This is a genomic window from Chitinophagales bacterium (assembly GCA_020635995.1).
Taxonomy (GTDB): domain Bacteria; phylum Bacteroidota; class Bacteroidia; order Chitinophagales; family UBA8649; genus JAFMKE01.
Window position 1 is genome coordinate 282,053 of the sequence record JACJYS010000001.1, and the last position, 13,452, is coordinate 295,504.

Here is a 13,452-nt window from a genome sequence, read left to right on the forward strand (position 1 = left end):
TTATTTATTTATAAAAATACGAAGTTCAGCTTCCGCAATCATTTCATTATTTAATGTAATATTTGCTTTTACTATATTAATATTCATTATGGTGTGGGTATAAACTACCGTAGTTATAATTTTTTCGTTAAGTTTTGCCAGCTTGTTTACGGTATAGTTTTTTACTTGAGCTATAAAACCTTCATCGGGGTCTAAGCCTTTTATGTAGGTGTCGTATCCAAGAAAAGCAGCCGCAGATTGTGCCATGTTTTCAATCATGCCGTTTTCGTTGAAACCATTATTTTCAAAAAACAAATTATCTTCTTTTACTACTAATGACGTAGTGGCACTTTTCTCGTCAAATTCTAATAAATTATCTATCATAACAAAAGGTTTTTGCTGAGGGATAACTTTATTTATATTTTCTTTTTCTATTATCATTTTTAAAAATTAAGCCCAAAAGTCGTAATAATTAAACCAACTTTCAGGATATTTTTTCACAAAACTTTCTAAATGTTTAGCATATTGGTTGGCTATATCTTGCTGACCTTTGCTGGTATCTAATCTTCGGTGCTCTAAAGTGTATTCTTTCATTCCCGATTTTACTAAAGATACAATGGCGGCATTGGCATTAAATCTATCGGCTAAATAAAATGGGCCGTAGGTAAAACGAGCCGGTTTGCCAAAAAAATCGGCAGTGATGGTTTTTGTGCCTTCTAAATATCTATCGCCATGCAAGCACAGTATTTCTTTTTTTTCCATTACGCTTTGCAGTTCAAAAATATGGCTTCCGTCATATTTTATAGTAAAGGATTTAAAAAGTCCGTCTTCTTTTAAATCGTCCATTATTTTTTTAATGTGTGCCAATTCTGCTTCGTAGGTTAGTAGGTTTACTCTTTTCTTTAAATCTACTAAAAAACCGGCAGCTTCAAAATTTCCTACATGCGACATTATAAATACCGAAGGTTTATCTTCTTGAATCATGGCAAGCAAATTATCATAATTAGGCTTAACTAAAGTAAATTCTTTGCTTTTACCACTAAAAATTGCTGCTTTATCTATAAGCGTTTGCCCCATTTGGTAGTAGTTTTTCCAAATGTAAACTATACTTTTAAACCTGCTAAAGTGTAGTGCTTCTCTATAAAAACGATATATTTCTTTGTTTGTTTTTCTTGAAAACAGCACAAAGTAGGTTGTTACAAAAAGAAGCATGAAATAAGCAGAATACAATCCTAGGTTTTTAATTAACCAAATAAAAATATTGTATCCTAAGGCATTACCCCTTGATTCTCCTTTCCACTTCTGTTCTTCCATTATTGGTTTTCTACTGCCAGTTTTTGTATAATGTAGTTATAAAAATCTTGGAAAGTAATAATATCTACAAAATCTTCTGCTACTACTTTAAAGCCAAAATTGCTTTCAATAATCACTACTAAATCTACAAAATCTAAGCTGTCAAGCTCTAAAGTTTCTTTAAGGTTAGCTTCGGGGATAATTTCACTTTCTTCTACTTCAAATTCTTCTATTAAGAAGTCGTTGATTTTGTCAATTATTTCTGCTTCAGTCATTTTTAGTTATACTTTTTTTATTATTAATGTTGAGTTAGTTCCTCCAAATCCAAAAGAATTAGAAAGGATGTAATTTAGGTTTTTTTCTGTATATTTTTTTACAAGGTTAATTTTTGCACAAAAATCTTCTCCGCTTTCAAAGTTAATATTTGGTGCCATAAAGTTGTTTTGCATCATAAGCAAAGAATATACTATTTCGCTAGCTCCTGCCATCCAGCATTCGTGTCCTGTCATTGATTTTGTAGAACTTACCGGCACATTGCCTCCAAAAATTGAGTATATTGCTTCGGCTTCGGCTTCATCGCCCGCAGGCGTAGATGTGGCATGAGCATTTATGTAATCTATTTCTTCAGGTTTTAACCCGGCATCATCTAAGCATCTTTTTAAAGATACTGCGGCTCCATCGGCACTTGGCTTGGTTATATGTCCTCCGTTTGAAGAAAATCCGTAGCCTACTAATTCGGCAAGAATAGGAGCTCCACGTTTTACGGCACTCTCATATTCTTCTAACATTACTGTGGCGGCTCCTCCACTTGGCACTAATCCATCTCTGTTTTTATCAAATGGTCGTGAAGCTAAGTGCGGTTCGTTTATATGGTTTACAGAAAATGCACCTAAGCCATCAAAACTACCCATGGCATACAGGTTAATTTCTTGTGCACCACCGCAAACAATGCTTTTTTGCAAGCCGTTTTTTATCATTAAATAACCTACGCCTAAGGCGTGAGAGCCACTGGCACACGCTCCGCTTACCGTAAAATTTATTCCTTTTAAACTAAAAATAGTAGAAAGGTTCATGGTAACTGTTGAGTTCATAGATTTTAAAATAGCAGATGAACCCAAAAGCGTAGTGTCTTTTTTTTCTCTCATTTTATCTATGGCATCTATTGTAGATAAAGCTACGGAATCATTGCCATATAGTATTCCCACTTCGTTGTTTTCAAGAAAAGCTTCGTCTATTTTAGCCATATCAAAAGCTTGCTTGGTTGCCATAAAAGCCCATTCGCCTTCTTGAGATAAATTATTTCTGTATCTTCTGTGTAAAAGTGGTTTTAAATCGGGCTCTTTTACTATACCCGATAATGGAGAGCGGTAGCCAATTTCTACTCTATCGGGCATAAAACCAATACCACTAACGCCACCCATTAATGAATCTTTAACTTCACTTATGTTAGTGCCCAAACACGATTGTATGCCTATGCCTGTTATAACTACTCTTTTCATATATTAGGTGTACAATCCTCCGTTTACATTTATTACTTCGCCTGTTATGTAGCTGGCTTCTTTAGAAGCTAAAAAGCCTACCAAAGCACTTACTTCTTCTACTTCGCCAAAGCGTTTTAATGGAATATGGTTTTTATAATTGCTTTCATCTATATCTTCTGTCATATCTGTTTTAATAAAACCCGGAGCTACGGCATTTACGGTTATATTTCTTCTACCCAGCTCTTGTGCTAAAGATTTGGTGGCTGCTATAACGCCCCCTTTTGCCGCAGCATAGTTGGTTTGCCCTGCCATTCCTTTAACTCCAGATAAAGAAACCATATTTATTATCCTGCCAAATTTATTAGCTACCATTCCTTTTATAAGCAATCGGGTAATGTAAAAAAATGAATTTAAGCTGGTATTAATAACGCTTTCCCAATTTTCATCGGTAAGCCAAATCATTAAATTGTCTTGTTTAATACCGGCATTGTTTACCAATATCTCTATGGTTTTATCTTTATTGGTATCTAACCAATTTGTCAGCTTGCTTTCTATATCTTTTTTGTCAGAAACATCCATTTTTAGCAACTCGCAAGCTACACCTAAAGCTTCTACTTCTTTTTTAGTTTCTTTAGCTGCGGTATCGTTGTTTTTGTAGTTTAACAAAATATCATAGCCTTTTTTTGCTAATTCAATACTGCAAGCTTTACCTATGCCCCGAGAGCCTCCTGTTATAAATGCTACTTTGTTCATTAATTTAATTTTAATTGCTTAACAATGCTTTCAAGTAGCGGTCTTATTTCTACATCTTCTTTTATAAAAGGAACATCTTTTCCTATGGTTTCAATATGTTTTCGTGTTTTAGATGACAAGTTTTTATGGTTTTGTTGAATATTACATGCTTGACATAAAGATAAGGATAAAACTGCAATAACATCAAATGTATTTTGTATTACTTTATTGGTTAAAAGAGCTTCATTAGTGCCCATGCTTACTAAATCTTGATTGTCGTTATTGCTGGGAATGCTGTGTACATACACACTTGACGATAAATTTTGATTTTCGGCAGTGGTAGATGTGGCGGCATATTGAGCTCCTTGCAATCCTAAATTTAAGCCTAAAACTCCGGCATTTAAAAATGGAGCAAAAATTTCGTTGAGTTTATGGTTTAGCATAAAATTTAATTGTCTTTCTGCCAAAACACTCATTTTTATCATTACGTTTTTAAGTTTACTCATTTCGCAAGAAACAAAATCGCCATGAAAATTGCCTCCATGATAAATGTTTTGGTTTTCTATATCTATTATTGGGTTGTCAGATACAGAATTTAGCTCGTCAAGCAAAACTTCTTCTGCTTCGCTTATGGTTTTATATATTGGGCCTAATACTTGGGGCATACATCTTATAGAATAGTATTCTTGTACTTTTTTCTTAAAGATATTTTCATTTTCGTATTTGCTATTGTAGTAGGTTTCTTCTCTTTTAGATATTAGCTTGCTATCTTTTAGTATAGTTTGCATTTCATTGGCAATATATTGCTGTGTGGCATGTTTTTTTACTTGATTTAGTTCAATAGAAAAATGATCGTCAAAAGATTCAACTACTTCATTTATTAAACAGCCATTAAGTAAGGTGCTATTGAGTGCTTTTTGAGCATTAAGAATGTTTAAAATGCCCACACTTGTCATAAAAGAAGTACCATTAATTAGTGCTAAGCCTTCTCTTAAAGTTATTTCTAATGGTTTGATATTCAATTGGTTTAAAACATCTTTAGTGTTTTGCAATTTATCTTCATAATAAACTTTTCCTTCGCCTATTAAACATAATGCTATTTGAGAAAGTTGAACCAAATCGCCACTGGCACCCACGCCTCCATGCTGCGATACTACAGGTGTAATATTATGATTAATAAATTCTTTAAGTGTTTCTAAAGTTTGAAGGCTAACGCCACTATATCCTCTTGACAAGCTAACTAAACGACAAAACATAGCACCTTTAACCATTTCTTTAGGCATGTGCTTACCTACGCCTGCCGCATGGCTTCTTATTAAGTTTTTTTGTAGTTTTACTTGGTCTTTATCATCTACTCTGTACTGTGCCATAGGGCCAAGTCCTGTGTTGATGCCGTAAATAACTTTATCTTTAATAAAATTTTGTAAAAAAGCATGAGCTTCTTTATTTCTCTCAATAAGTTGATTGTCAAAAGAAACCTGCTCATTTTGGAGTACAACTTTAAAAAAATATGAAAAATAAATAGGGTTTAACGATAATATCACCATTTAATATATGTAAATTTGACACGCAAAATTAATAGAAATAAACTTTAAATTAAAAGAAACATTATGAAAAACCCCAAAAATAGGCAAGTTGACGTATTAGTTATAGGAGCAGGACCAGCAGGAACCGTGGCTAGTACATATTTAAACAGCAAAGGAATTGACGTTCTGGTAGTTGAAAAAGCAAAGTTTCCACGCTTTGTAATAGGCGAAAGTTTATTGCCAAGGTGTATGGATATTTTTGAAGAAGTAGGCTTACTAAAATTCTTAGAAAAGCAAAATTATCAAAAGAAAAAAGGTGTTATTTTCAAAAAAGACGGAGAAGATAGCATGTTTGATTTTTCTGAACAGTTTACGGCAGGAAGATCGGAAACGTGGCAAGTGCCAAGAGCTCATTTTGATAAAGTACTTACAGACGGAGCTCAAGAATTAGGTGTGCCTATTTTATTTGAAGTAGGAGCTACCGCTGTTGAACTGCACGACAATCACCAAGTAACAACAGTAGAAGATGCCGAAGGCAATCAATATGAAATTACCTCAAAATTCATTATTGACTCAAGTGGCTACGGTAGAATACTGCCAAAACTTCTAAAATTAGATGAAGATTCTTCACTACCAATAAGAACAACCATGTTTACTCATTTTTATGACAAGAAAAGAGAAGAATATAAAGCAGAATCGGAGTATATTGTTTATTTGGTAAATCCACATCATTATGTTTGGAATATTCCTTTTGCTAATAATACTACATCAATAGGCGTAGTGGGCGAAAATGAAATTTTTGATGCTAAAGAAGGTGGTGTTAAAGAAAAACTAACGCAACTTTTAGAAGATGAGCCATACTTTAAAAAGAGATATAATAGTGAAGATGTAGTTTTTGAGCCAAAAATGCTGAAAGGCTTTTCTGTAGGTGTTAAAAAATTGTATGGCAATGGATATGTGCTAACAGGAAATAGTACCGAGTTTTTAGATCCAATATTTTCTTCCGGTGTTACTTTAGCTACGGAATCTGCCATAATGGGAGCTAAGCTTGTAGAAAAAGAAATTAAAGGCGAATCTGTAGATTGGGAAAAAGAGTACGAAGAGCCGGTGCGTTTTGGTATAGATGTATTTAAAACTTATGTAAATGCTTGGTACGACCAGTCTCTACACCGTATTTTCTTTACTGAAAATCATTCAGAAAATTTTAGAAGACAAATATGTTCAATATTGGCAGGTTATGTGTGGGATATGGAAAACCCGTGTGTAAAACGCTACAAAACAATATTAAGTACTTTAGATAAAATTTTAGAGATACAGCATGACGAATAGTTGGTTTCTAATGAGGTAATGAGCTGATTTTATTTCATTTGAAGACTTGGAATTATAATAATTGAAGCAAAAATAAATCTGATGATTACTAAGTTTTTTCAAATAGCACTCGTTTTTTTATTGTTCAATTCTTGTCGTATTTGTTATGACGATTTTGCTATTGCTGTACTTTCTATTCAATATCATGGAGTAGATAGTTCTAATACCATTTTAGTTGTTCAAACAGATAAAACAGACTATAATGCGGTAATAGATACGTCAAGTTTGGGGATAATAGATTCTGCTAATAATTATACAGTTGAATTTATGAGTCCGTCAAGCGAATACAACTATTTAATAGTTTTACAAGAGACCAATCATGTTGACACCTTATCAAATTTCATTGAAATTAGAGGAGGAAAGTGTAATGATTTAAAGGGTATTTCTTATGTTTTTAATGGAGAAGTAAAATCTAATCAGCATATAGATGTAAATATGTAGTAATGTATTTTGATTTTTATCGGGAGTCTGTAGAGAAATAAATACTACTCACTCTCCCTAATATCTTTAATGTGCATTTGCAGTGTTGTGTTGCCATTCCATTCATTTTCTTCTAAAACAAAACATACATCTACTTTTCCTTTTAGTAAAGGCAGTTTATCTGCCATATTAAAAGCTATGCCGTTTAATGTATTTCCTTCTTTATCTGCTAAAAGGGTTTTTAAATGGTTTTCTCCCACTATCTTTGATTGTCCTGTGTCGGTTAAGTTTTTAACTACAAAAACAGGTCGCATATTGTATGGACCAAAAGGAGCAAACTGCTTTAAAATATTGTAAAAGCTTTTATTTATCTCGTGCAATTCTATGGTGCTATCTATTTCAATTTTGGGAATTAACTGCTCCGGCAATATCCTTTGCCTTACTTCATCGTCAAACTGCTGTTTGAAAGTTTCAAAATTTTCTATTTCTAAGGTAATACCTGCCGCAAATGCGTGTCCACCAAAATTGGTAAACAAATGGCTACAGGCTTCTAATGGTTCATACACATTAAAACCCTCTACCGAACGCACAGAACCAGTTAACCTCCCATTAGAATGGCATAAAACCACCGTAGGTTTGTAGTAGGTTTCGGTTACACGGGAAGCCACTATGCCAATAACGCCTTTATGCCAATTTTCTTGATAAACAACATTGCTAACTCTATCTTCATTTTCATTGGCTAAAAGTGTTAAAGCTTCTGCTGTAATATCTTTATCTAATGCTTGACGTTTTTGGTTGTTGTCTTGTAGTTCTTTTACTATTTCTTTGCCCATTAAAACATCTACCGCCATTTTAGCGTGTGCCATACGCCCTGCTGCATTTATGCGTGGCCCTATTTTAAATACCACATCATTTATGGTAAAATCTTTTTTTAAATCTAATAGCTCTACTATGTTTTTTAAACCTACCGATGGTTTTGTGTTGAGCTGCTTTAAACCAAAATGAGCTAAAATTCTGTTTTCATCAGTAATGGGCACTATATCTGAAGCTATGCTTATGCATACTAAATCTAAAAATTGATATAGTAATTCGTCTTTTATAAAATGCTTTTGAGCATAAGCTTGGCAAAGTTTAAAACCAATACCACACCCCGATAATTCTTTATAAGGATAAATACACTCTTTTTGTTTAGGGTTTAAAATGGCATGTGCTTTAGGCAATTCGTCTGCTGGTGTATGGTGGTCGCATATAATTATGTCTAAGCCTTTTTCATTAGCATAATTTACTTTTTCTATGGCTTTTATACCGCAGTCAAGTGCTACCATTAAGCTAAAATTATTTTTTGTAGCAAAATCAATTCCTTTAATGGAAATACCGTATCCTTCTTTGTTTCTATCGGGCACATAAAAATCTATATTTTCGTAAAACTGCTTAAAAAACAGCATACATAAAGCTACAGAGGTAGTGCCATCTACATCATAATCGCCATAAAACAGTATTTTTTGTTTGTTTTTAACGGCTGTTATTATCCTATTTACCGCTTTATCCATGTCTTTCATTAAAAACGGGGCATGCAACTGCTCTAAGCCGGGACGAAAATAGGCTTTAGCTTCATCAAAAGTTTCTATACCTCTTTGCACTAAAAGTTTGCAAAGCGTTTTATTTATTTTTAAACTTTTATAAAGCTTTTCTACTTTAGCTTTATCTGTGGGTTTATATGTCCATTGTTGAGGTATGTTCAAAGGTTTTTTATTCTATACTATCATTAATAATTTGTTGAAGTTTCTTTTTACTTGGTAATACAGTTTTATATTGACTGGCAAAAATCTGTTTGTTGTCCTTGGGCAATGTATATTCTACAATAGTTTTATCATTTTCGCTACATAAAACTAATCCTATTGTTGGATTTTCATCCTCTAATTTTACATCTCTATCATAGTAATGTACATACATTAACATCTGTCCTAAATCCTGATGTTTTAACTCTCCTATTTTTAAGTCAATCAGCAAAAAACACTTTAATATGCGATTATAAAACACTAAATCTATAAAGAAATGCTTGTTATTTATACTTATTCGTTTTTGTCTACCGATAAATGCAAATCCTTTTCCTAATTCTAATAAAAAATATTCTAACTTATCAATAATGGCTGTTTCTAAATCACTTTCTGAATATCTGTTGTCCTCTTTCAGTCCTAAAAACTCTAACACATAAGGTTCTTTAATAATGTCCTTTGGCTTTTCTAAAATTTGTCCTTTTTGATTTAATTTTTTGATACCTTCTTTATCTCGGCTTAGAGCAAGCCTTTGATATAAAGCTGTATCAAATTGTCTATTTAATTCTCGTACCGACCAATTATTGTTTATACTTTCTATTTCATAAAATTTCCGTTCGTTTTCATCCTCTACACGTATAAGACGAATATAGTGTGTCCAACTTAGTTTAAATTCCGAAATCACTGATTTCGTTTTTGAATAAGTTATATAAAACTTACGCATAAGCTCTAAGTAACGAGTTGTAAATCCTTTTTCAAACTCTTTTGTGAGTTCTTTTGACAAATTTGCAATAACTTCTTTCCCATAGTCTGCACGTTTATTGCCTTGCTGTTCTTCTTCCACAATCATACGACCTATTTCATAATAAGTTGTAACCATAACTTGATTCACATTGCGTACAACTTGCTGACGGGCTTGCTGAATCAGTTCTTTAACTGTTAAAAATAATTTTTTGTGTTGTCCTGATAATTCCGACTTCATAATACTATACAAAAGTACGGTTATTATATCATTAATTAAATGAATTTACAAAGGGTCGTACTCATAGTTCCAAATTCAAAAGTTCTAAACACTACCTAAGTTTTATTTCAATCCAAAAACTGCTTGTCTATTTCTTCTAAAGTGTATTTAACAAAAGTTTTTCTGCCACTTGGCGTTTTATATGGATTTTCGCAGGCAAAAAGTTGGTCTATTAAATTTTGCATTTCTTGTTCGCTTAGTTTTTTGCCTTCTTTAATGGCTGCACTATAGGCTAATGACTGTGCCACTTTTTCTCTTTTGCTAAATTTATTTAGCCCAGCACTGTTTTTAAACTGCTCAATAAAATCTTCTATTATCTGCGTTTCATTATTGTAAGAAATATCTGTTGGATAACTGTGTATGACAAAACTGTTGTTTCCAAAATCGCTAATTTCAAAACCGAGATTATTTATGTCGGGTAGTATTTCTTTCATTATAGCGGCATCAGAAGCGTTTAAAGCTATAGTTTGGGGAAATAACTGCTGCTGGCTGGCGACTTTTTCGGTATTTAATATGTGCAAATACCTTTCAAACAAAATACGCTGATGCATAGCATTTTGCTGAAACAAAATAAACCCCGATTTTATAGGAGAAACTATATACTTATTGTGTATTTGATATGGCTTTGTGGTGTTGGCGTTTTCAGTGTTTTTATTTTCTTCTATGGGAAGCTCATTGTGTAGCTTGCCAATTTTTTGTACTAAACTTTGAGCTTGCTCACTTTTATTTATAGCGTATAAATCTTGCCAGTTTTGCAGGTTAGACTCCTGCTCTTTCTTTTTTGCCGAAAAAGGGAAATCTGTTTTTCCTAAATTCATAGGCGATGTGGCAGGATTATAGTCTTTATCTTTTTGGCTAAAAGAACCCATTTGATTAAAAGCATCTTCTTGGTCAAAATCTAAAGTGGGACGCACGCTATATTGCGATAAACCATGCCTTGCCGCTGCATTTACAAAAGTGTAAATTAAATGCTCTTCATCAAACTTAATTTCATGTTTGCTGGGATGTACGTTTATATCTATTTTGGCAGGATCAATATCCATAAAAAGCACAAACAAGGGATAGCGGTCTTTAGCTACTATATCTTCATAGGCTTTGTATATGGCATGGTTGAGGTAATTGCTTTTTATAAACCTATTATTTACAAAAATATACTGCTCTCCTCTGGTTTTTTTAGCATACTCGGGCTTGCCTATAAAACCGCTTATTTTTACGGCATCGGTTTCTTCAGAAATAGGCACTAATCTTTCGTTATAATTATCGCCCAAAATAGCTACTATCCTTTGTCTTAAATTACCTTCTTTTAAGTGGTAAATTTCTTCATCATCTATAAACAACGAAAATGCAACATTAGGATGTGGAATAGCAATTCTGTAAAACTCTTCAATAATATGTTTAACCTCTACATTATCACTTTTTAAAAAATTTCTACGTGCCGGAATATTAAAAAACAAGTTTTTAACTGCTGTATTTGTGCCTACTTGTGCCTGGCAGGGCTCTTGGTTTATTACTTTACTACCCTCTATTTGAATGGCTGTGCCTAAACTCTCATTTTCTTGGCGAGTTTTAAGCTCCACTTGTGCCACTGCCGCTATAGATGCCATAGCTTCGCCTCTAAAACCTTTGGTAACAATAGCAAATAAATCGTCTATGTTTTTAATTTTAGAAGTAGCGTGTTTTTCAAAACACATACGGGCATCAGTAGCACTCATGCCACTGCCATCATCTATAACCTGTATTAAAGATTTCCCTGCATTTTTAATAATTAGTTTTACATGGGTACTACCGGCATCTACTGAGTTTTCCATAAGCTCTTTAACTACGCTTGCAGGTCGCTGTATCACTTCTCCCGCAGCTATTTGATTGGCTATAGCATCGGGAAGTAATTGAATAATGTCTGCCATAAATTATTTTCTTTTAGAAAACGCCAAAATAAAAGCTAAGATGGACACAGATAAAATCCAACCGTATTTAAAGTAAAAGAAGCTAAGTGCCGCTACTGCCAATAAAGTAAAATAAATAAGTAGCTTAAAAGTAAAACTTGAACTTTTTTGTACTACACTTCCGTCATCTTCAAAATCAGGCGTGTCAAATTTGCCTTTTCTATTTCTATAATTAGCAAACACTCCTTTTTCTACTTTAGTTTCCTCACTTAGTTTTTTGGGGTCGTAATACCGTGTATGAAAAGAAAATCTTTTAGGCTTTGGGGTATGAAAAATTTTTAAACGCATGGTGTCCTCCTCTTTTATTTATTCTACTTCTTTTAATAACGTTCTAAACGCCACAAACTTGTCTTTATATCGTTTTGTATGTTTTTCTTGCAATTCTGTGGCAAAATTATGTTGATAATCAAAATAATCACTCATACTTTCGGCACTATATTGAATATTATAATTAATGCCGTCTTGCTCGTCATCGGCAAGCAAACGCAATATTCGGTGGTTTTTAAATTTTCCTGTGGCTAATACTTCCGGTATATGTTCGTTTTTCATCCATTGCAACCAATCGTCATGCACATCTAAATCTATTTTTACCGTAACGCTGTAAATTATCATACTACAAATATAAGGAATTAGCGAATTAGTCTATTATTTTAAAAAACCAATTAGATGAAAAAGTTTGCGAATGTGGCATTAATCAACTTATACCAATTATTCTTACAATAAAGTTGTATTTTTGCGGTCAACAAAAATAAATCCTCTTTAAATGAATTTTCAACTTACAGAAGAACAATTAGCCGTACAACAAGCCGCTAGAGAATTTGCTCAAAAACAATGCTTACCGGGTGTAATAGAACGCGATACCAATATGACACACCCAACAGAACTATTAAAACAAATGGGCGAACTGGGTTTTATGGGTATGATGGTTGACCCAAAATATGGCGGTGGAGGAATGGATACCATAAGCTACGTAATAGCTATGGAAGAAATTTCTAAAGTTGATAATTCTTGCTCTGTAGCTATGAGTGTAAACAATAGCTTAGTTTGCTGGGGATTAGAAAAATACGGCTCTGAAGAGCAAAAACAAAAATATTTAGTGCCGTTAGCTAGTGGAAAAAAATTGGGAGCTTTTGCTTTAAGTGAACCGGAAGCCGGGAGTGATGCTACCAGCCAAAGAACGGTGGCTGTAGATAAAGGCGACCACTATTTATTAAGCGGTACTAAAAACTGGATAACAAATGGTGGCAAAGCCGATACTTACTTGGTAATAGCTCAAACGCATCCAGAAAAAGGACATAAAGGAATTAACGTTCTTATAGTAGAAAAAGGAATGGAAGGTTTTACTATAGGAGCAAAAGAAGATAAATTGGGCATTAGAAGTTCAGATACGCATTCTTTACTGTTTGATAATGTAAAAGTGCCTAAAGAAAACCGAATAGGAGAAGATGGCTTTGGTTTTAAATTTGCTATGCAAACACTTTCCGGTGGTCGTATAGGTATAGCGGCTCAAGCATTGGGAATAGCCGCAGGGGCTTATGAACTTTCTATAAAATATGCTAAAGAACGTGAAGCTTTTGGTAAGCCTATTGCTCAGCATCAAGCTATTGCTTTTAAAATAGCAGATATGGCTACAGAAATAGAAGCAGCAAGATTATTGGTTTACAAAGCTGCCGCTTTAAAAGACGAAGGAAAAGACTACAACCAAGCAAGTGCTATGGCTAAGGTTTTTGCAAGCGAAACCGCTATGAAAACAACGGTAGAAGCCGTGCAAGTACACGGTGGCTATGGCTATGTGAAAGAATATCATGTAGAACGCCTAATGCGTGATGCCAAAATAACACAGATATACGAAGGTACCAGCGAAGTGCAACGTATAGTAATTTCAAGAGGGGTGCTTAAGTAATAATAAATAAT

General features: G+C 33.6%; 14 protein-coding genes. 3 read left to right on the forward strand and 11 right to left on the reverse strand.

The window, feature by feature from the left end; genetic code table 11:
• Genes H6578_01275 through H6578_01300 form a run of 6 tightly spaced genes read right to left on the reverse strand, consistent with a single transcriptional unit; the run spans position 1 to position 5,032 of the window.
• Positions 1-420, reverse strand: coding sequence for a hypothetical protein (locus tag H6578_01275; GenBank protein MCB9225787.1), 420 nt, complete (start codon positions 418-420; stop codon positions 1-3).
• A gap of 9 nt (positions 421-429) precedes the next feature.
• A complete protein-coding gene (locus H6578_01280) occupies positions 430-1,293 on the reverse strand; it encodes a lysophospholipid acyltransferase family protein (GenBank protein MCB9225788.1) in 864 nt (287 codons plus the stop codon).
• Positions 1,293-1,547 (reverse strand): acyl carrier protein, encoded by a 255-nt coding sequence (locus H6578_01285; GenBank protein MCB9225789.1) that lies wholly within the window; start codon positions 1,545-1,547, stop codon positions 1,293-1,295. Before H6578_01285 ends, H6578_01280 begins: the two co-directional genes overlap by 1 nt.
• A gap of 6 nt (positions 1,548-1,553) precedes the next feature.
• Positions 1,554-2,771, reverse strand: coding sequence for a beta-ketoacyl-[acyl-carrier-protein] synthase family protein (locus H6578_01290; GenBank protein ID MCB9225790.1), 1,218 nt, complete (start codon positions 2,769-2,771; stop codon positions 1,554-1,556).
• 3 nt (positions 2,772-2,774) lie between these two features.
• Positions 2,775-3,506: a 3-oxoacyl-ACP reductase FabG gene (gene fabG, locus H6578_01295; protein MCB9225791.1), complete on the reverse strand. Its 732-nt coding sequence runs from the start codon at positions 3,504-3,506 to the stop codon at positions 2,775-2,777.
• Positions 3,506-5,032 (reverse strand): aromatic amino acid lyase, encoded by a 1,527-nt coding sequence (locus H6578_01300; GenBank protein MCB9225792.1) that lies wholly within the window; start codon positions 5,030-5,032, stop codon positions 3,506-3,508. The genes fabG and H6578_01300 overlap by 1 nt, the downstream gene beginning before the upstream one ends.
• Positions 5,033-5,095: 63 nt before the next feature.
• Here H6578_01300 and H6578_01305 point away from each other — a divergent pair, with 63 nt between their 5' ends.
• Entirely contained in the window at positions 5,096-6,340 is a 1,245-nt protein-coding gene (locus H6578_01305) for a tryptophan 7-halogenase (protein ID MCB9225793.1), read from the forward strand.
• An 81-nt stretch (positions 6,341-6,421) separates the two neighbouring features.
• Positions 6,422-6,820, forward strand: coding sequence for a hypothetical protein (locus H6578_01310; protein MCB9225794.1), 399 nt, complete (start codon positions 6,422-6,424; stop codon positions 6,818-6,820).
• 44 nt (positions 6,821-6,864) lie between these two features.
• On the opposite strand, the gene recJ is transcribed toward H6578_01310, so the two are convergent.
• The 5 genes from recJ to H6578_01335 all read right to left on the reverse strand — a co-directional run bounded on the left by recJ (position 6,865) and on the right by H6578_01335 (position 12,150).
• Complete coding sequence (recJ, locus tag H6578_01315) at positions 6,865-8,535, reverse strand: single-stranded-DNA-specific exonuclease RecJ (protein MCB9225795.1); 1,671 nt, start codon at positions 8,533-8,535, stop codon at positions 6,865-6,867.
• Between the two features lie 13 nt (positions 8,536-8,548).
• Complete coding sequence (locus H6578_01320) at positions 8,549-9,556, reverse strand: DUF1016 domain-containing protein (protein MCB9225796.1); 1,008 nt, start codon at positions 9,554-9,556, stop codon at positions 8,549-8,551.
• A gap of 107 nt (positions 9,557-9,663) precedes the next feature.
• On the reverse strand, positions 9,664-11,499 hold the full coding sequence (gene mutL, locus H6578_01325; GenBank protein MCB9225797.1) for a DNA mismatch repair endonuclease MutL: 1,836 nt from the start codon (positions 11,497-11,499) through the stop codon (positions 9,664-9,666).
• Positions 11,500-11,502: 3 nt separating this feature from the next.
• A complete protein-coding gene (locus H6578_01330) occupies positions 11,503-11,826 on the reverse strand; it encodes a hypothetical protein (protein ID MCB9225798.1) in 324 nt (107 codons plus the stop codon).
• 18 nt (positions 11,827-11,844) lie between these two features.
• Positions 11,845-12,150: a DUF4286 family protein gene (locus tag H6578_01335; protein MCB9225799.1), complete on the reverse strand. Its 306-nt coding sequence runs from the start codon at positions 12,148-12,150 to the stop codon at positions 11,845-11,847.
• Positions 12,151-12,301: 151 nt separating this feature from the next.
• On the opposite strand from H6578_01335, the gene H6578_01340 reads away from it, so the two are divergent.
• On the forward strand, positions 12,302-13,441 hold the full coding sequence (locus H6578_01340) for an acyl-CoA dehydrogenase (GenBank protein ID MCB9225800.1): 1,140 nt from the start codon (positions 12,302-12,304) through the stop codon (positions 13,439-13,441).
• Positions 13,442-13,452: the final 11 nt, after the last annotated feature.